Consider the following 19,089-nt stretch of genomic DNA (forward strand, 5'->3'; position numbering starts at 1 on the left):
TGGTAGCTCCGCTACAAGGACCTTCCGGCGCCTTGCGATCGCACGCACCGGACGCCGCGAGCTGATCGGACTCCCCTTTTGTTCGCAGCTCTTAGGCGTGCTCGGCGGTGCGCTGGTGGACCACTGGGACCGCCGCCGCACGATGTGGGTCGCGGACACGGCGCGCGCCACCAGCGGCGGCGGCCGTGCTCGACGTGCTGAGCATTGCGCTGCTCGCGGCCGTCGCCTTCCTGCTCGGCCTCGGCGGACTCTTCTTCGACACGGCCACCACGGCCTACCTGCCGGATCTGCTCCGCCGCGACCCCGCGCTCCTGGAGCGCGCCAACTCCCGCCTGCGCGGCGCCCAGACCGCCATGTCCGGCTTCGCGGGGCCGCCCGCGGGCAGTGCGCTGCTCGCACTCGGGCGGGCGGTTCCGCTGCTCGCCGACGCGATGTCTTTCCTGCTCTCCGCGCTGCTCGTCCGTACGCTGCCCGCCACGCCCCGGCCCGCGCCGGAGGTCCGCGAGCCGCTGCTTCGGCAGGCGCGGGCCGGCGCCTCGTACGTCTTCCGGGACCGGGTGCTGCTCGGGCTCGCGCTCCGCCCGGCGGTCGGGAACATCGCCTTCCTCGCCGTGGAGACCGTCCTCGCCCTCTTCGCCCACGACCGCCTCGGCATCGACACCTACGGCTTCGGCCTGCTCCTCACGGCGGAGGCCACCGGCGGCCTGCTCGGCGCAGGCATCGCCTCCGGCCTCGGCCGGCGACTGGGCACCGGCACCGCGCTGACCTGCACGGCCACCGCCGAAGGGCTCGCCGTCCTGGGCCTTGCCGCTGCCCCGGACCCGTACGCGGCCGGACTGGCGCTCGCCGTCTGCGGGGCCGGCATGGGCGCCACGATGGTGCTCGGGCCCTCCCTCCGGCAGGCGATCGTCCCGGCCCACCTGATGGGCCGGGTCGCCTCCACTTCCCGCATGCTGGCCACGTGCGCCGCCCCCGTCGGGACCTTCCTGGGCGGCTGGCTGGCCACCACCTGCGACATCCGCACCCCGCTCTACGCCGCCGCCGTCCTCCTCCTGACGATGACGGCCGTCACGGCATCCATGACCAGCAACCGCCGGGTCGAAGCGGCGCTGCGTGCCGCCGCCCCGCCCACCGGTCCAGATCACCCGGCGGACAAGGAACCCGCCCGGGAGAGTGCACCCGGCCTGTTGTGACGCCTGGCGCGCAGGCGCCACAACCCATCGGACGCCAGGCCCCGGCGGGGGCGAAGAGCGGCAGGGGCTTCACCCGCTGACGTGTGGGGTGCGGCCCCGAAGGGCGTCGTGGCCGTGCGTGCGGAACCGGACCGGGCCCCGCCCCACTGCGGGGACCGGGCCGCCCCCGGGGAGGGGGCTACGGAAGCTGCTGGTTCGTTCCGGCGGTCAGCTCGCTGAACGGCCTGTTCGCCGACTCCGAGGCGAACTGCCGCTGGAGTTCGCGGCGGCCGATCAGCTGCCTCAACTCGCCCTCGGCTCCGACGGTTTCTGGTCGAATCGGTTTGGTCCAGACCATTGCTCTTCGGTCCGCCTGTGGAGGAAGCTGCTCACCGAGCACCGGATCACCAGGACCGGAGCGCTCCTCACCGGAACAGGAAGGCAGCAACACACCCATGCGCAAAGCGATGTCAACCCTGGGCCTGACCGGACTGCTGGCCGCGGCCGCCCTGCTGCTCGCTCCGACCGCGCAGGCCGCCGGGTACGTCTACGTCGGCATGTACCCGAGCGCCGCCGCCTGCGACGCAGCGGGCAAGGCCTATGTGGCCGGCGGCCAGGCGGTCAGCTACTTCTGTGACGCCACTCCCACCACCACCCGCCTGTCCATCTGGGTCTGACCGGCCTCGGCACCGGGTGCCGGCCTGCCTGTCGGTGAACCGGCCCGGCGGCCGTCAGCCCTCCTGGCCCACGGTCGTTGAGGAACACCACGCGTTCGTGGGCGGGCGGCGGGAGGCCCGCAGCCGCTCCTCGTGGGCCAGGACGGTCATTGCTGTCAACGGCCGTTCACGGGTGCCTTCTTCGAGGTGATGACCGCATCTGGACCGGCGAGACGTCGCGCGGCCGCGGAGCCTTCCACGGGCTCGGACCTCGTCAGCCACAGGCCGGTGACCACGGCGGTGGCCACAGTGACGGTGCCGGCAGCGAGGAAAGCGCTGTCGAGGCCGGTCTCGAGGGAGGCGCCGCCGGATTGCCGGGTGCGGACGACGGCTCCGAGGAGCGCCACGCCGAGCACCGCGCCGATCTGCCGGGTGGTGCTGCTGATGCCTGACGCGAGGCCGCCTTCCTGCGGGCTGACCGCTTGGATGGCGGCTCCCGTCAGGGGGGACATGGTCAGGGCGAAGCCGGTGCCGGCGAGTCCGAGCCGCCACCACACGTTCCAGTAACCCGTGTCGGCGTGCACCATGCCGAGCGCCAGCAGCCCCAGGCCTGCCAGGGCCAGACCGGTGGTGACCACGATGCGGAAGCCGTACCGGGCGGCGAGCCGGCCCGCGTACGGGCTGACGATCACCATGGCGAGGGACACCGGCAGCGTCTGCAGGCCGGCGCGCAGGATCGAGCTGCCCTGGACGTAGACGAAGAACTGGGAGAAGAAGAACGACGAGCCCATGAGCGCGAACCCCACCACCACCATGGCGGTGTTGGACACGGTGAACAGGCGCCGCTGGAACAGCCGCAGCGGCAGCATCGGAGCGGAGCGACGCGCTTCGACGGCGACGAAGCCGGCGAGGAGGAGCACCGCGGCGGCGAAGCTGCCCAGGATGACCGGTGAGGTCCAACCGCGGGCACCCCCCTCGATCAGTCCGTAGGTCATCGCCCCGACCGCCAGAACGGACAGCACGGTGCCCGGGATGTCGATGGCGGGGGCACTCGGGTTGCGGGACTCGCCGAGGTGGCGCAGGCCGGCCAGCAGCAGGATCACGCCGACGGGCACATTGACCACGAAGATGGCGGGCCAGCCGAAGGCTTCTGTCAGCACGCCGCCGGCCACGGGACCTGCGGCCAGACCGATCCCGCTGAATCCGGCCCACAACCCGATCGCCTTGACGCGTTCCTGCGGCACGGGGTGGGCGGCGGCGAGCAGGGCGAGCGAGGCGGGGCTCAGCGCCGCGGCCCCGATGCCCTGCAGCACCCGGCCGGCGACCAGCCAGCCGAGCGAGGGCGCGAGGCTGCACAGCAGTGACGCGGCGGTGAACACCGCCACGCCGGTCAGGTACACCCGCTTGCGGCCGAACCGGTCGGCGAACACACCGCCGGACAGCAGCAGCATGGCGACCAGCAGTACGTACGCGTCGACGATCCATTGCAGGCCGGTCAGCTCGGTGTGCAGCCGGTGCTGCATGTCGGGCAGGGCCGCTCCGACGATCGTGTTGTCGAGCAGAACCATGAATTGGCCCAGGCAGGTCACCGTGAGCAGCACGGCCCGGTTCGATCGACCGCCTGCGGTCGCATGCGATGCAGCCATGGAATCCCCTCGCTCCTCCGTTGCGCCCGGTCGCGGTCGACACGAGTGACGACGCCCCTGAGCGCGCTAATGCAGTCGATGACTGCGTTAGGCGACTATAGGGAGGCTGCTACACAAACGCAAGTGCTGACTGCGTTAAGGTGGGGGTATGAACGAGCGACAGCGAGCCCGGCGGCCGGGCGGGCGCAGCGCCCGCGTCGGCGCGCAGGTGCACCAGGCCGTCACCGACCTGATCAGTGAGCGCGGCTACGGCAACTTCACCGTCGGTGAGGTCGCAGCCCGCGCGGGCGTGGCCGACAGCAGCATCTACCGCCGGTGGGGCAGCATGGAGAGCCTGCTCACCGACGTGGCGCTCACCCGCCTCAACGCGCAGTCGCCGATGCCCGACACCGGGAGCCTCGCCGGCGACCTGCGCACTTACGCGGCCCAAGTGGCCCGGGAGATCACCGGACCCGACGGTCCGGCGGTGGTGCACCTGGCCGTCGCCCTGTCCAGCAGCGGTCAGCAGGGACAGCAGGCCGGCGCCGACCTCCGCGCCGAACGCACCCGGCAGCTGCAGTCCTTGCTCGAACGCGCCCGCGACCGTGGCGAGGACGCACCCGACGTGTTCGACGTGCTGGACCACATCCTGGCCCCGATGTACATCCGCGTCCTGTTCGGCATGGTCCCGCTCACCCCCGAGTACGTCGACGGGCTGGTCGACCGGCTGCTGTGACCTGGCCGGTTCCCGCGATCAGCCCTCCGCCGAGGTCGCGCGGGGCCGTGAGGTGCTCACCGACGCGCAACCGTGAGGTGTGCGCCGACGCGCGCACGGCCCGCTCGCCATCGGGCCCTCGGCCGGCCCACTCGGCCGCGCGACCCGCCTGCTGTCCCTGTCGCGTCCTCCGGCATCGTCGGGGCCGACCGGCTCGGTGTCCCGGGCGGGCGGGGTGATCCACGCCAGGGGGTGTGCCGAGCCCTGCGGTCAGTGGCGGCCGAGGAACAAGCCGTTCAGTTCGGAGAAGGTGATGGCGTCGGTGAGCGAGTGATAGTCACCGGTGCCGTACAACTGCTGCGCGGTCAGGCGGGTGGCGGCGTAGGCGGCCTGGGCGACGGCCGAGCCGAGGCTGACGCGGGCGACGCCGAGGCGGCCCAGCTCGGCCACGTCCGGCCCGCCGGGGCCGGCCATGATGTTCAGCGGTACGGAGATGCCCGCAGCCAGTTCCGCGATGGTGGCGGGATCGGTGACGCCGGGCACGAAGACGCCGTCGGCGCCCGCCTCCACGTACCCCCGCGCGCGTTCCAGGGTGTCCTTCAGCCGGGTGGCGGGGTCGCCGAGGCCGAACAGGTAGGTGTCGGTGCGGGCGTTGAGGAAGAGGGGGACGCCTGCTCGCTCGGCCGCCCGGCGGGCCGCCGCCAGCCGCGTCCTGAACTCGGCCGGAGGCCGGGTGCCGTCCTCGATGTTGACGCCCGCTGCGCCTGCTTCCAGCACCCGTGTGACGGTCTCACCGACACCGGCCGCGTCCTGTCCGTACCCGCCTTCGATGTCCGCGGTGACCGGTGTCTCGACCGCCGCCACGATACGGGCGACCAGTTCCGCCACGTGGCCGGCAGAGGAGGCCTCCCCGTCCGGATGACCGAGTGACCAGGCGATCCCGGCACTGGTGGTGGCGATTGCGGGAGCCCCCGCGGCCTCGATGACTCGGGCACTGGCCACGTCCCAGGCGTTGGCGAGCGCGAGGGGGCTCGCGCAGTCGTGGAGGGAACGGAAGAGGAGGGCCTTGTCCGTCTGCGCTGTGATCATGCGGTCAGCCAACCAACGTTCCGGGGTCCTGTCCGGCAGGAATCCGACACCATGGTCACCCAGCCCTGGCCCATCGCATGCGACAGGCTCCACGACCAGCCACCGCCGCGGGAGGCACAGCGACATCACTCCCTCCTGCCCAACGCAGCCTGGCGTGACGTCAACCGCCGTGACGCGGCGGCGAGCGCCCGCGAGGACCCGTTCGCCGCGCGTGTCCACGGCTCGTCGCACCGTCCGCCTGACGACAGGAGCGCCGTCCCGCACGGACAGCGGTGGCCTCCTGCCTCCCTGTCGGTACCGCTGCTCTCGCGTTCGGCAGTCAGGAAGGCTGGACCTGGTCGAAGAGGGCGAGGGCTTCGGCGGGGTCCGGGCTCACGAGGCGTTCCAGACCGGCGGTCGTGATCTTCGCCCATCTGCCGGCCCGTGCCCACATCTGTTCCTCGAAGGCGCGGACGGCCTCGTCCAGGTCTTCAGGGCCGGCGGCGACCGCCTCGGCGAGTTCGGCGCCTTCCAGCATCGCGAGGTTCGCGCCCGCCCCCAAGGGAGGCATCAGGTGGGCGGCGTCGCCCAGGAGCGTCACCCCGGGGACGTGTCTCCAGGTGTGGGACACGGGCAGGACGTAGAGGGGGCGGTGGACGAAAGCGGTGCTGTGGCGCAGGAGGTCGAGGACGGGAGCGGCCCAGCCGTCGAACAGGGCCAGCAGGCTCGATCGCACCGCCTCGACGTCGGCCACGTCCAGGTTCGGGTGCCGGTCCAGCGGCGCGCGGAACTTGGCGTACACCTTGACGTGGCCGCCGCTGTTGCGCTGGGCGACGAGGGAGCGGTTCGCACCGTACACAGCCACCGAACCGTCGCCGATCAACCGGGCGAGGCCGGGGTGGCGGGTGTCGACGTCGTCGAGGGAGGTCTCGACCGACGTGACGCCGGTGTACTGCGGCGTCGCGGACGACACCGCCGGACGGACCCGGGACCAGGCGCCGTCCGCGCCGATCACGAGGTCGAACGTCTCCTGGCGCCCGTCCGCGAAATGGACCAGTACGCCGTTCGAAGTCCCCGGCACCACCTGGGTCACGTTCCGGCCCCACTGCACGTCGAGAGGGCCGAGCAGCAGGTCACGGAGTTGCCCGCGGTCGATCTCGGGATTGGCCCGGTCGTCCGGGCGGGGGCGCCAGTCGCGCAGGACGGTCCCGTCCGTGTCCAGGATGCGCATGGCTTGCCCCTCGGGACGGGACAGCGCCTGGAACTCCGCCAGCAGGCCCGCTTTGCCCAGCGCGAGCTGGCCCAGCCCTTCGTGCAGGTCCAGCGCGCCGCCCGGAGGGCGGGCGTCGGGAGCGGGATCTCGTTCGAGGACGGTGACGGGGTGGCCGCGGCGGTGCAGGACGCGGGCGAAGGTGAGGCCGCCGGGACCGCCCCCGACCACCGCGATTCGTCGTCTCATGGCGATACACCGTATCGACACGAGATGGCGTATCGCAACAGTACGATATCGCCATGACTGTGTGGGACCGGCCGGAGCCGTCGCCTCGCCCCGTGCCGCTCGACCGGGAGCGGATCGTCGCCGCCGCCGTCGCGCTCGCTGACGAAGGCGGGCTGGAGGCGGTGTCGTTGCGCAAGGTCGCCGCCCGGCTGAACGCCGGTCCGATGCGGCTGTACGGATACATCTCCACCAAGGAGGAGCTGTTCGACCTCATGGTGGACGACGTCCAGGCCGAGATCCTCCCCGAGGAGCAGCCCGGGGACTGGCGGGAGGCGCTGCGCGTCCTCGCCCACCGCACCAGGCGGACCGCTCTTCGTCACGAATGGCTGGCCGACCTGCTCGGCCGCCGCCCGGCCCTGGGCCCGAACGGCCTCGCCGTGACCGAGGCCACGCTGGCCGCCCTCGACGGCCTCGCCGACATCGACACCGTCATGCGCGCTGTGGAGACGGTCAGCGCCTATGTCACCGGCGCGATCAGGCGCGAGATCGCGAACCTGCGGGCCGAGCGCGCCACCGGCCTGTCCAAGCGTGACTGGCAGCGCGCCTCCGGCCCGCATGTGACGAGGATGTTGGCCACGGGCCGCTTCCCGGCCCTGGCCAAGGCGGTGCACGACGGCACGGACGTGGACGCCGAGGCATCCTTCGCGACCGGTCTGGAGTGGGTCCTCGACGCCGTGGCCGTCAGACTCGACACGCCGCCGGCCTGACGCTCGGTCCGGCTCTCGCCCGGGCGTCAGGCGTGGGCAGGATGCCGGTGCTCCTCCACCTCGGCACCCGAACCAGGTCGGACAGCGGAATGGTTCGAGCCGCGGTTCGGCACGCACCGCCTCGGCCCGTTCACCCCGGCGAATCTGCTGGTGCCGCACACCCCGGACGCGTGGTGTCACCGGACTCACCGGCGGAACGCAGCAGGTCCGGACTCGCGTGCGGCACTCGACCGCCTTTCGAGAGGCGGGGCGTCACCCACGTCCAACAGACCTTTCTGGCGGCCATTTATGAGCAAGATCGCAGCGGTGCTCATGCAGGTGCGGCAACCCGAGTGGGCTGCCCGGCGGCGGCGACGGCGTGGGCGCTGTCGCCGCCGCCGTGGACGAGGTGGCACGTTCTCCTCACTCCGCTCCCCGGAGCTGTCGGTCCTGCCGAATGCCGCTCGCCGCTCCGGTGACGCGAATCCGCGCATCGCCGGCGTGCAGGCCGACCTCCAGCACTGACGGGCGGCCCATGTCGTGGCCTTGGTGGAGGGTGAGCCTCGCGTTCGCCGGGACGAGGGCCAGGTCGCGGGCGTAGGCGCCGAACGCCGCGGCCGCGGCGCCCGTCGCGGGGTCCTCCACCACGCCGCCGACCGGGAACGGATCCCGGACGTGGAAGACGCTCGGCGCTTCCCGCCACACCAGTTGCACCGTCGTCAGGTCGAGACGCCGCATCAGCTTCAGGAGCCGGTCGAAGTCGTAGTCCAGGTCGGCCAGTCGCTCGCGGGTCGCTGCCGCGAGCACCAGGTGGCGCACGCCGGCGAAGGCGATGCGCGCAGGCAGCGCGGCATCGAGCTCGCCGGGCCGCCAGCCGAGCGCCGCCAGGGCCTCCGCCACATCGGCCGGTGCGACGTCGTGCACGTAGGGCTCGACGCTGGTGAGAGTGGCTTTCAGTGTGCCGTTGTCCTCATGGACGGTGACGGGCACGTGGCCCGCGGCCGTGTGGAAGCCGAACTCACCTTCGCCGAGGCGTTCGCCGAGCGCCACCGCGGTGGCGACGGTGGCGTGGCCGCAGAAGCCCACTTCCGCCTGGGGGCTGAAGAATCGCAGCGTGAACGACCGGCCGTCGTCCGGGTCGGGTCCGGCGGTGACGAAGGCGGACTCCGAATAGCCGAGTCCGGCGGCGATCGCCACCATCTCGGCGTCGTCGAGGCGGGAGGCGTCGAGGACGACCCCGGCTCCGTTGCCGCCGGTCGGGCCGGCGGGGAAGGCCGTGTAGTGCAGCACCTCGGCGGTGAGGGGACGGCCCGGCTCGGTCGGCGTGGATTCCGTCGGGTTCGCCATGGTCGAGTGTCCTGTTCTGTGGAAGGTTCTCACGGGGTTCCTGATGTGCTTCTCGCAAGCCTGCCGGACGTCAGAGCGGTGCCGCTTCTTCCGTGGCGGGGCGGCCGGCACGGCGGCGGGCGCTCAGTGCGAGCACGCCTGCGGCCGCGAAGGCGGTCGCGGCGAGGCCGGCGGACAGCCGCAGTCCCACGGTGAAGTCCGATGCCGTGGCGGTGAACGTGCCGAACAGGGCCACTCCGACGGCGCTGCCGATCTGCCGGGCGACGTTGAAGACGGCGGAGGCGATGCCCGCGCCCCCGGCGGGTGCGGCGTCGATGATCGCGGCGGTGGCGGCGAGCGCCGTCAGCGTCTGGCCGAGCCCGGTGGCGATCAAGGCGAACAACAGCACGGGATACGGGGTGTGAGGAGGCCGGCAGCCAGCCGAGGAAACCGAGCGCGCCCAGCGCGAGGCCGGCGGTCATCGGCACGTACGGGCCGGTGCGGGCGGTGAACCGGCTGAGCAGCGGGGCGGCCGTCAGCCCCGTGCACACCGACGGCAGCAGGGCGAGGCCGTGGCCGGCGCGCTGAAACCACGCTCCTGCTGAAAGTACAGGGTGATCAGGAACAGCATGCCGTAATAGCCGAGGCTGATCAGCAGGCCGACGACCGGAAACCGACGGGTTCGCCGAATCTCGGAGGACTCCTCTGGGGAACCGGTCGCCGATCTTCCTCTACAAGGTAGAGCCTGACGTGGGTTCGCTCGCTACAACCGTGCGGCCGTCTGCTGTCTGCCGCTCGGCGAACGGTCCGAGCTGATCGAGGCCGGGGCACTGACCCTGGCGGCGATCGCCGCCAGGTGGTGCGCCTCCCGATGCGCTTGCCGGTGTATCCGCGCCGAGGACATCGCCCGACTCTCCCCACTCGAGCACAAGAACCTCAACGTGCTGGGCCGCTACAGCTTCACCGCCTCCGTCCCCGCCGGCGGCACCCTGCGCCCGCTGCGCGACCCCGACGCACCCGGCCTCGATGAGGACTACGACGGCGAGCCCGAGTGAGCGGGCGCCGCGATAGCGCCCGCCGTCGTGTATGGGTGACGCGTGCACAGCACAGGTCGGGGGCGGGCCCACATAAGGACCAGTTTCTTCGGGAACGTTTCTTCGTGCCCGGAGGCCGCTTCCTCGGGGCGGGTGACGCCGTTGATCACGATGCGAATTCGCCCAGCCGATCAGGAGGACCATTCCGTGAAGATCCGCCCCGCAGCCACCGCCGCCCTGGTGGCTGCTTCCGCCTTGGCCGCTCTCGCACCGTCCCAGGCGTTCGCCGCTCCTCAGGCCCCGCCGTGCACGAAGAAGAACATCGCGTATCTCGACGCGCAGAACCACCACGAGGACGCCGAGGCCAAGGTCACGGCATCCGAGCAGGCCCTTGACCGGGCCAAGGCCGACCGGGCGAAGGTCGACCACCTCGGAAAGCTCGCAGAGGGGCTGGAGAACCGCTTGCGCTGGGAGCGCTCAGAGCGATCGCTCCGTGTCGCCGACAAGATCCAATCCGAGCAGTCCGTGCTCGACGAGGCCGTCTGGAAGCACGATGCCGTTGCCAGTGCCGAGGCCGCGGTGAAGCTGGCCGACGCGACCGACCGGGCGTTCAAGGATGAAGGCGACACTGAGGGCCACGTGGCAACCGAGCACGTCAAGGCGCTGCGTGAGGGCGCCGAGAAGGCGCGCTCCGCGACCGAGGCGCCCAACGTCGAAGCCCGCCAGGCCGACCTCGACGCCGCACGCACCGAGCTGACGAAGGCGGCCAAGGCGGTGCGCCCGGCACGCGACGCCTACCGCGACTGCCTGGACAAGCTCGTCAGCTAAGCAACCGGCGCCAAGAGCAGTGCCCCCTGGTCAGCGTGTGCCCGGCTGGGGGGTGACGGCTCATCGCCCTGTTGGACGTTCTTTCGAGAGATAACTCAACGCGGTGCTCCATGCCGGGAACCACACAATCGGTTGGCGGACGGGGGAGACCGTAAAGGGACCTTGCAAACCTTCAGGAGGTTGACTTGAGAAGCACCCCATCTGCCAGGCTGCGGTGCGCGGTTGCGGCGTCACTCATCACAGCGGCAGCAGCGTCGTCGCTGTCGCTGAACCCGGCCTCCGCCGCGCCTGCCCCTCAGGTCAAGACGTTCGACTCCGGTGGCATGCATACCTTCACGGTGCCGGAGGGTGTAAGTGAGATCCATGTCGTAGCGGTGGGAGCAGGAGGCGGCGGAGGCGGAGGCGGGGGCAACAATGAGGGGGAATTGACTGGCGGTGGAGGCAGTGGCGGCGGAGGGGCCGCCCTGGTGTCGTGCCGCATCTCCGTCCAAAGCGGATCGACTCTGTCCCTCGAAGTCGGCGAGGGCGGCATCGGCGGCAAGGCCGGAAGCGGCAAGTACAGCAACGGTGGCTCGGGATGGGACGGGAGCTCCACCGGCGTGGCGGTCAACAGATTCACCGTCCTGGTGTCTGCCAAGCACGGCTGGCACGGCTGGGGCGGAGAAGGATCCGGGAACATCCAGAGCGGCTACGGCGGCGCTGACTCAGGGCAGGGCACCGCCGAGGAGAGCTGGTGCGTGGGCGATGACGTCGAACGCCTGTCGGGTCACCGTGGCACGCGTGGCGAGGACGGAGTCCGCAACACTCGCGGCACAGGCGGGTCGGGCGGCAAGCCCGCCCGGTACCCCGACACCTGCCGAGGCGCCGGCCGCGGTGGTTACGGAGGGCACGGCGCCGGCAATTCCGGAGGAAGCGTTCCACGGCAGGAGCCCGCTGGAAAGGGCACCAGTGGAAACGACGGATGCGTGGTGCTGACCTATACCGCAAACGCCGCCTCCTCCTGACTGGCTCCTTAGGGCCGTGTTCCTCGGCCCGGTGGCGTCGTCGCGGCACTGCTGACCGTCAGTGCCGCGACGAGTCAGTTGCGGTAGGCCCCGCGAGAGGCCGACTGCCCACTCCTGTGGGAACAAAATGCGGGCAAGCGCATCACCGCGGCCATCAAACGGGCCGACGACCTCAGAACCCGTCTTTGAACCTCGGGTGATCTTGTTCTCGCGCCTCGTTGGACGGCCTGGTGCGCATCGGGCCCGCCAGTCAGTGGGGTCTCAGCGGTATGGCATAGGGCTTTGCGGAGAGCTTTCCGGTGCTCCACGCGCCGTGGTGAAACGCCTTTCGGGTGTGGGGTGGCGGCCGGATTCTGCCCAGTACCGGGCGGGCCGGAGTTTCCCCTTTTACGGCCACGGGGCCGTGCTCCGGCCTGGCAGGGGGTGGGCGTGGTGCCCAGTACGGAGAAGGTCGGCAACGTCAGCGTGGACCGGTACGAGCAGATCGTGGAGCGACTGCGCGAGGCGGCCGAGAAGTTGTCGAAGAGTTCGTTCATCATCGGCGACGGCGCGCTGGAAGTGGTGCCGATGCAGGAGCACGGCGACCGGTCCGTGGGGGACGACCTTGTTCGGGGTTTCCGCCTGGCTGCACCGGCTGTCGGAGGACATCGACGTGCCTTACAACACGATCAAGGAGTACCGGTGGGTGGCCAGCCGGTGGCCCGAGCGGCACCGGTGCCCAGGGGTGGCCTTCAGCACCCATCAGGTACTCGCCGCGATCTCGGATCCTGCGGAGCGCTGGGCGGCGATCAATAACCCGCCGCTGGATGTGCGAACCGGTAAGCGGCGGTGGACGCCGGAGACGGCCCGGCAAAGGGTGGGCTACCACGGGCCGGGACCTGAGACGGTGCAGGAGAAGATCGAGGCCGTGCACGACCTGGTCGCCGACGAGCAGGTCGCTACTCAGGTGGCGACCGATCTTCTGCGGCGCCCGTCGGTCGCCTTCAAGGCCATGACCGACAACACTGCCCGGCATCAGGTCAACCACGCCCAAGTCGAACAGGCCCGCCAGTCGCGCGAGGCAGACCAGCAGCAACTCACTGGCACCGAAGGGCCGTTCGAACCCGAGGTGCGGCGGATCAACCACGCGCTGGAGTTCTTGGACCTGGTCGGGGCCTGCCAGCGGTTCGTCGCGGCCACGGGCCGGATCGTGCCGTCACTTCGGGAGCGACGGTTCTCCGAGGACGAGCGCGAAACGGTGCACCGCAATCTCGACCGCGTACGGGCCACCTGTGAGTGGATCACCACGGCCGTGGACACCGGCGAGGTCGACGTGGACGAGGAACTGGCGAAACTGCTGCGGGGCGAGTAGCCGTGCCCCGGTCCCAGCGCCAGGGCGATGCGGCACGCGCCCACGCGGAAGCCATCTGGCGGGTGCTCATGCAGGCCCGCCCGGCCGGACTCCACATGCCCCAGCTGATGCGGGCCACCGAACTCACCCGCAGCCAGGTGGGCTCGGGGCTGGCGATGATGCGCGACATCATCACGAAGAAGGGGTGGCCACCGGTGATCTACACCCGCGCGGACGGATACCAGTTCACCGCCGACCCCGATGACCTGGAGGCCTACGAGACAGCCCGGGTGCACGTCCTGCTCACCGAGGTCCGCCGCCTGATCACCGGCACCATCGCCCCGCACGCCGCCCTGGACCCCGACGACAAACGCCTGCGCCACATCGTCGCCCAGCTCAACTCCGTGAGTCCACCCTCGACCTGATCGCCTGACAAAACGGGAGGCGGACGCAATGCGGCAGCGCCGCTACCCCTCGGACACCACCGATCCCGAATGGGCTCTCATCGAGCCGCTGCTGCCGGTGCCAGCCTGCCGGACCCCACGCGGCGGCCGCCCGGAGGCACATCCCCGACGCGAGATCGTCGACGCCCTGCGCTACATCGTCGACACCGACTGCAAGTGGAGCGCCCTGCCGCAGGACTACCCGCCCTTCAAGACGGTCTTCGGGTTCTTCACCCGCTGGTCCGCGACCGGCATCTTCAACCTCATCCGCGACCAGCTGCGGCGCCGCATCCGGCGGACCATGGGTACCTCCCCGCACCCGGTGGCGGTGGTGATCGACTCACAGTCGGTCAAGGTCGCCGCCACCGTCCCGCGCTCCACATCCGGGTATGACGCAGGGAAAAAGATCCCGGGCAGGAAGCGACATATCGTCGTGGACACCAAGGGCCTGCCGCTGTTCGTGATGGTCACCCCGGCCGATATGCACGACAGCGTCGCAGCGCGCGAAGTCCTCTTCCGGCTGCGGCTGATGCACCCCGAGATCACCATCGTCTGGGCCGACCTGGCCTACGCCGGCACGCTCGTCGCCTAGGCCAAGTCCTTCCTCCACCTCACGGTCAAGACGGTGAGTAGGCCCAAGGACGCCAAGGGATTCGTGGTCCTGCCACGCAGGTGGGTAGTAGAGAGGTCACTCGCGTGGCTGCTTCACGCCCGCCGGAACGCGCGGGACTACGAGACGCTGCCGCAGCACGCCGAGGCGATGCTCACCCTCGCGGCCATCACCCTGATGGCCCGCCGGCTCACCCGGCGACCCATCCATCCCAATGCAGCAGCGCCACGTCCAGAGGCCGCACTTCGAGCGGCTTGAAGCCGGTTACCTCGCCCTGATGAAGGGCGTTGTCCTGGTCGTGGCGACTGCTCCGAGCGTGTGACGTTCCCGAGGCCCGCCAGGGCCTGGTCCGGTGCCGAGGCGCGACAAGCTCCAAGTCGGGCTCTGTCTGGAACTGGAGCCGTGATTCTCAGGGCCGATCCGTCCTGATCGCCTCGGGTGGGGCGGCCCGGCTCCAAACGCACGCCCCACCCCGGCCGCTGCGTGTTTCAGGCGTTAGTGCTTCTGGCGAAGCGTCAGCCTCGGTAGCCGTCCAGCACCTCGACGGCCGCGTTAAGGGTGTTCCATTCCAGGATCTTTGTGCCGTCCATGCGCTCCACGGTGTAGCGGTCTCCCCGGTACCAGAGGCACTCGGCGATCCTTACTCCGTCGGCCTGATACTCCCTCTCGATCGTGTCCTCGGTGAAGTGCTCGTGCACCTCGCCGGTGTAGGTGGTGACTTTCAGCTCGCGGCTGTAGGTGGTGCTCAGGGAAGCGGAGAAGCCCTTGTAGGCGAACGACGCCTCAGCGGTCACCGAGATGCCGGTCGTCTCCTCTACCGTCTTGCCGGTGCTCGTGGTCAGACCGACCGTGACCTTCTTCGTCTTCGTGACCTTGCTGGTGCCAGGGTGCTCGTAGAAGAACACCTTCTGCCAGTAGCCGTAGCGCTTGAGGATGTAGTATGGGCTGTTGTCGACCTGCCACTGAGGGGAGGAGTCCCCGATCGTGAAGAAGGGCACGGCCAGCTGGCCGATCAACACCTCCGGTGTGGTGTCCCGCGGGGGCTCCGTAAAGCCCGTGAGTCGGATGACGTCACCGATGTCGTTGGGGTCCCTGTCGATCGGCCTGAGTCCCGTGATCTGCGGGTACTCGTCCTCCATCTCCAGCGCCCAGTACTGCCGTTCCCGCGTATCGGGCCCGCCGGGGGTGTACTGCTGGAGGTTGGTCGACGGCGAGGTGCCCCAACTCTGGGGGGTCAGTTCCAGGCCGCTCTTCTTGTTGACGACGGTGTAGTAACCGCTTGTCGCGGGCCTGAGCATCCACTTCTGGGAGGAGGCGACTTCGGGGGACTGGATGTCGTACTGCTGGACTCCCATGGATGGAGCCGTGCTGTTGTTGTGGACGTTCATGCACAGGCCGGTCCGCTTATTGATGAGCATGACCTCGTCGTTGTCCAGCGGCATCACGTGCCAGACTTGCTTGGCGCGGTTTCCGTCGCCCACGCTTGCCAGCGTATAGATCTGAAGCTGGGTCTCGCCCGAACTCCAACCCTTGGGTGTCACGACCAGACCGTCGCTCGCCTTGTTGCGGATCCGGTACGTCCTACCCGGTGTGAATGTCACGATGTTCCCCTCCTACTGGGCCCGCACGAGGCTGCCGACGGGCAACCGAGAAGTCACAGACCGCGCCTGTGATGCCGATACGCACCTGATCCAGCAGTGGATCTGATGGACCATCACGCCGGCGATGGAAGGCTACCGCCGAACACCGACCGCAGGCGGTCGATTGCAAAGAGCGATGATTTTTCTCGCCGCGCAACGCCTGTCCGGAAATACCTAACCTGCTCACCGGCCATGTATGCGATGCCTCGTCCGGCGCATCAGGGCCCGCAAGGAGCCTCAGGCAGCTAGGCCACAAACGTGCGACAGGACCGCATGTGCATGCGAACCAACGCCTGTCGGCCACAGGCTGGACCAACGGAGAACTCGCCATCCTCCTCGGGGCCCAAGCAGCCACCATCGGCCGGATGCCTCGGTCAAAGCGGGTCGCCCCCACCTCGTCACCCCGAAGGGTTGCGAGGACGCCCCCCATCCTGGAAGGGAGCATGTCGTCAGCGTCCTCCGAAGCTGACGACACGGCCTTGCGGGAGGTTCAAAGACGGTTTCTCAGCGGAGTCCCGACCGGGCGCCGCAGGATTCAATGACGCGGAGAAGAAGCATGTCGACGCCTTCCCCGGCATCCGGCTGACCGTCATCGACACCGTCGCCGAGAACAACAAGGTCGGCGGTCGTCATGACCGGTCCAACCTCGCCGAGCACCGCCCCCGATGACACCAGAGGATCAAAAATGCTGGCTTCGGCCCTCACGGGGCGATAGGACCGTTCTTCCTGTCTGGGTGTGCCGACAGGACGTACCGGGTCGCGGAGAGGTTGGACAGGCCGAAGAGCTCCATCAGCCGGACCGGGTGACGTGCCTCGTCGACGATTCGGTCCACGCGTAGCCGACCGGCCGGCAGGCCGACGCGCTGGAAGAGGTGCTGGACCACGCCGGCGCTGATGGGCGGGCCGGAGTCGTCGACGGCGGTGTTGCGGGTGACGAAGAAGTGGGGGTTGGAGCTATCGGGCCAGCGCCGGTGGCGCTGGAGTTCCCATGCTGTGATCAGCCGCAGGGTGAAGGCGTCGAGGTAGATGACGTGATCCAGGCGTCCCGCCCGGCGCAGGCGCAGTCGGCCCTTGCTGCGGTCGAGATCCGTTCGTCGGAGGTGGATGAGTTGTCCAGGGAAGAGGGCGTAGATGGCGACGAGGGCGACCATGAGGCGGTCGCGGGGGTCGTCAAGGCGGTCGAGGAGGCCGGCGATGCGGTCGGAGGGCAGCGCGGTCGGAACGGATCGAGTGCTGGTGAGGGAGACGCTGCGGGCGGGATCGCGAAAGACGAGGCGTTCGCGCTTGAGGGCCCTGAAGAAGGAGCGCAGCGCGGTGTGCAGGCGGCGGGCTTTGTCGCCGCGGAGCGGGTCCAGGGCGTCCTCGATGTGCTTCTTGGTGATCTCCCGTGGGTCGGTGAGCCCGTCGGCGATCCATGCTTCAAGCGTGTCCAGGATGGCGGCGACGTAGTTCTCGATCGTCTTGGGGCTGCGGGCCCGGCTGGAGGTGCTGCCCTGGCCGAGGAGCACGTCGATGAAGGTGTGCACGGCGGCGGAGAAGGCCGGTTGTGTGACAGCGGTGGCGTGGTGTCGGGCGCGCGCGGTGCACGGATCGCTGGGCGGACGGGCGTTGAGCAGGCCGCGTAGGCGGAGGTAGTTGATGACTCGGGCGCCGTGAAGGTTGGGGTATGTGGAGACCAGGGCCCGGATGTCGCTCTCCTGGATGGGAACGTCGGCGCCGAGGTGGCCGGTCACGATGCGCAGGGTTCGGGTGCTGCCGTTGAAGGAGTGGGTGCTCCATCCGCGGCCGCGCATGTACGAGGTGAAGTCCGCGACGAGGGCGGCTGCCGCGGGGGTGAGGGCGGGCGGGCTGGTGGTGTCTAGTCGGGACCAGTCGCGTGGGCGGAGCCGGGAAGAGTTCCAGCTGAGCACGGTCGAGGAGATGCTCGGACAGCCGCCGTGCGGACGCAGCCCGGGCCCGGGCGCGGCGGCGCTTGAGGGCGAAGCGGCCTTGGAGCGACGCAGTGCCGGGCAGCAGGCGTCCGACGGCCAGTCCGGCAGCGTGGGGGCGGGCGAACCACAGCTGGACGCCGTTCTTCATCGCGATCTGGTCGGTGTCGACCTCGGTTTCGGCGACGATGATCCGGCACATGCGGCACATTGCGCCGCTGAGCAGCAGAGTGCGGTGACAGCGGTCGCACTCGGCCTCGCTGCCACCGCGCTTGCGGATCTCGTGGCACCAGCTGGTGCACGCCCCGCACATGACCCGACGGTCGTTCGCCCAGGCCAGACAGTGCGCACACTGTCCTCGCAGCTCAGGGTCCCGCTGACCGCCCTGGCGGGTGGGCCCAGTCCCCCGCGGCGGGACGATCCGGCGCGGTGGGGGCGGGGCAAGGAGACCGGCACGGTCCAGGGCCTGGCCGAGGATCGGACCGTTGTAGAGGAGATCCTTCAGGGCCTCGGTGGCGACCTGGTGCTGGTCGGGGTCGCGGGCGGCCAGGGCCAGGCGGGCGAAGCCTTCGAGCCGCCAGATCCACATGGTCCGGGCGCGTACCCGGCGCTCGTCCGCCATCTGCTGCAGTTGCTCGGCGACGGCCTCGAATCCGGGGATGCTGCGGTCTGCGATGCGGGCCGCGTGGGTGCGGGCGAACTGGCGGGCCGGGGTCGGGAAGAGCCCCAGCTGCCCGGGAACCTGGACAGGGCAGATTCGGGGATCGTCCTGGACCGGCTGGGGAATCCGGGCCCGTAACCACGCGGGGATGGCCGCTCGCCTTCCGGACTTGGCGTGGGGCATCCGCACGGGCCTCGTCTCGGGCAGGGAGATCCCCTCGATGTCCAGGGCGAGCTGCCGCGGCCGACCTGGCGCGAGGGCTTCGTCATGGAGCTGGCCCCAAGCCCAGGCGTCGTCTTCCCCGAGGCGGACGGCGAGGAGACAGGGCGCGCACACCCCGGTCCGCGGCACCGGCACGGTCCACGCGCAGCGCCGGCACGGAGCCTGGCTCCAGCCGTCCCTGCCTGAGGCCACGCGGGTCCACGCCCACGCGCACCGGGGGCACATGGCCTTTCCGTTCACCGCTCCCCAGCTCGCGCACGCCCCGCATGAGCCGAGCAGCCCGAATCCCCTGATCACCGGCCGACCGGGTCAGTTCGGCGGCAGCGAGCGCCGGGCTCCGCCGCTGCCCGGCCTGGGAACCGGACGTGTAGGCCCGCTCTCGCCGACGGCGCGCTGCTCGGTCTCCGGGCGCCCCTCTGCCAGCGCCACCGGCTCCGCTTCCATGAGGTCCGCGACCGTGCACTGGAGGGCGGCGCAGATCTTGTCCAGGTCGTCCAGTCGGACGGTGACCGGCTTGCCCGACCACAGCGCGGCCACCTTGCTCAAGGACGGGGTGAACCCCACCTCTCGGAAGGCCGCCTGCAGCTGGGTCGGGCGCCAGATGTCGCGCTTTGCCGCGGCCCAGCGCAGGTTCCACTTCAAG

At 70.3% G+C, this 19,089-nt stretch carries 16 protein-coding genes and 3 pseudogenes; 10 read left to right on the forward strand and 9 right to left on the reverse strand.

What is annotated here, in order from left to right; translation table 11 throughout:
• Positions 1-1,193, forward strand: a pseudogene (locus ABZ719_RS31755) (MFS transporter); the annotation flags it as partial.
• 434 nt (positions 1,194-1,627) lie between these two features.
• The gene (locus ABZ719_RS31760) at positions 1,628-1,849 is read left to right on the forward strand and encodes a hypothetical protein (protein WP_366728604.1); all 222 of its coding nucleotides are present in this window, start codon (positions 1,628-1,630) and stop codon (positions 1,847-1,849) included.
• Between the two features lie 155 nt (positions 1,850-2,004).
• Here the strand turns inward: ABZ719_RS31760 and ABZ719_RS31765 are convergent, their stop codons facing one another.
• On the reverse strand, positions 2,005-3,474 hold the full coding sequence (locus ABZ719_RS31765) for an MFS transporter (protein WP_366728605.1): 1,470 nt from the start codon (positions 3,472-3,474) through the stop codon (positions 2,005-2,007).
• Positions 3,475-3,622: 148 nt separating this feature from the next.
• On the opposite strand from ABZ719_RS31765, the gene ABZ719_RS31770 reads away from it, so the two are divergent.
• Positions 3,623-4,189, forward strand: coding sequence for a TetR/AcrR family transcriptional regulator (locus tag ABZ719_RS31770; protein WP_366728606.1), 567 nt, complete (start codon positions 3,623-3,625; stop codon positions 4,187-4,189).
• A 249-nt stretch (positions 4,190-4,438) separates the two neighbouring features.
• On the opposite strand, the gene ABZ719_RS31775 is transcribed toward ABZ719_RS31770, so the two are convergent.
• Both ABZ719_RS31775 and ABZ719_RS31780 read right to left on the reverse strand, forming a co-directional pair.
• Positions 4,439-5,257, reverse strand: a complete 819-nt coding sequence (locus ABZ719_RS31775; RefSeq protein WP_366728607.1) for an isocitrate lyase/phosphoenolpyruvate mutase family protein — start codon at positions 5,255-5,257, stop codon at positions 4,439-4,441.
• Between the two features lie 319 nt (positions 5,258-5,576).
• Positions 5,577-6,695 (reverse strand): NAD(P)/FAD-dependent oxidoreductase, encoded by a 1,119-nt coding sequence (locus tag ABZ719_RS31780; RefSeq protein WP_366728608.1) that lies wholly within the window; start codon positions 6,693-6,695, stop codon positions 5,577-5,579.
• Positions 6,696-6,748: 53 nt separating this feature from the next.
• On the opposite strand from ABZ719_RS31780, the gene ABZ719_RS31785 reads away from it, so the two are divergent.
• A complete protein-coding gene (locus ABZ719_RS31785) occupies positions 6,749-7,441 on the forward strand; it encodes a TetR/AcrR family transcriptional regulator (protein ID WP_366728609.1) in 693 nt (230 codons plus the stop codon).
• A 402-nt stretch (positions 7,442-7,843) separates the two neighbouring features.
• Here the strand turns inward: ABZ719_RS31785 and ABZ719_RS31790 are convergent, their stop codons facing one another.
• Positions 7,844-8,767 (reverse strand): PhzF family phenazine biosynthesis isomerase, encoded by a 924-nt coding sequence (locus ABZ719_RS31790; protein WP_366728610.1) that lies wholly within the window; start codon positions 8,765-8,767, stop codon positions 7,844-7,846.
• Positions 8,768-8,837: 70 nt separating this feature from the next.
• Positions 8,838-9,155, reverse strand: a complete 318-nt coding sequence (locus ABZ719_RS31795) for a hypothetical protein (protein ID WP_366728611.1) — start codon at positions 9,153-9,155, stop codon at positions 8,838-8,840.
• 832 nt (positions 9,156-9,987) lie between these two features.
• Between ABZ719_RS31795 and ABZ719_RS31800 the strand changes: the two genes are divergently transcribed.
• The 5 genes and pseudogenes from ABZ719_RS31800 (at position 9,988) to ABZ719_RS31820 (ending at position 14,253) form a co-directional block, all read left to right on the forward strand.
• Entirely contained in the window at positions 9,988-10,608 is a 621-nt protein-coding gene (locus ABZ719_RS31800) for a hypothetical protein (RefSeq protein ID WP_366728612.1), read from the forward strand.
• Between the two features lie 467 nt (positions 10,609-11,075).
• On the forward strand, positions 11,076-11,612 hold the full coding sequence (locus ABZ719_RS31805; protein WP_366728613.1) for a hypothetical protein: 537 nt from the start codon (positions 11,076-11,078) through the stop codon (positions 11,610-11,612).
• A 604-nt stretch (positions 11,613-12,216) separates the two neighbouring features.
• Positions 12,217-12,963, forward strand: coding sequence for a DUF6192 family protein (locus ABZ719_RS31810; protein ID WP_366728614.1), 747 nt, complete (start codon positions 12,217-12,219; stop codon positions 12,961-12,963).
• Positions 12,964-12,965: 2 nt separating this feature from the next.
• A pseudogene (locus tag ABZ719_RS31815) lies at positions 12,966-13,375 on the forward strand (RacP protein).
• Positions 13,376-13,395: 20 nt separating this feature from the next.
• Positions 13,396-14,253, forward strand: a pseudogene (locus ABZ719_RS31820) (IS5 family transposase).
• 257 nt (positions 14,254-14,510) lie between these two features.
• Here ABZ719_RS31820 and ABZ719_RS31825 read toward each other — a convergent pair.
• The 3 genes from ABZ719_RS31825 to ABZ719_RS31835 form a co-directional block, all read right to left on the reverse strand.
• A complete protein-coding gene (locus tag ABZ719_RS31825) occupies positions 14,511-15,596 on the reverse strand; it encodes an RICIN domain-containing protein (RefSeq protein ID WP_366728615.1) in 1,086 nt (361 codons plus the stop codon).
• A gap of 543 nt (positions 15,597-16,139) precedes the next feature.
• The gene (locus ABZ719_RS31830; protein WP_366728616.1) at positions 16,140-16,340 is read right to left on the reverse strand and encodes a hypothetical protein; all 201 of its coding nucleotides are present in this window, start codon (positions 16,338-16,340) and stop codon (positions 16,140-16,142) included.
• Entirely contained in the window at positions 16,337-17,545 is a 1,209-nt protein-coding gene (locus ABZ719_RS31835; protein ID WP_366728617.1) for a site-specific integrase, read from the reverse strand. The genes ABZ719_RS31830 and ABZ719_RS31835 overlap by 4 nt, the downstream gene beginning before the upstream one ends.
• Before the next feature lie 10 nt (positions 17,546-17,555).
• On the opposite strand from ABZ719_RS31835, the gene ABZ719_RS31840 reads away from it, so the two are divergent.
• Complete coding sequence (locus ABZ719_RS31840) at positions 17,556-18,362, forward strand: hypothetical protein (protein ID WP_366728618.1); 807 nt, start codon at positions 17,556-17,558, stop codon at positions 18,360-18,362.
• A gap of 393 nt (positions 18,363-18,755) precedes the next feature.
• Here ABZ719_RS31840 and ABZ719_RS31845 read toward each other — a convergent pair whose 3' ends face one another.
• Positions 18,756-19,088 carry a helix-turn-helix transcriptional regulator gene (locus ABZ719_RS31845; RefSeq protein ID WP_366728619.1) on the reverse strand — a complete coding sequence of 111 codons (333 nt, stop codon included), beginning with the start codon at positions 19,086-19,088 and terminating at the stop codon, positions 18,756-18,758.
• Position 19,089 lies beyond the last annotated feature (1 nt).

The sequence above is a fragment of the Streptomyces sp. NPDC006743 genome, from assembly GCF_040703815.1.
GTDB lineage: Bacteria > Actinomycetota > Actinomycetes > Streptomycetales > Streptomycetaceae > Streptomyces.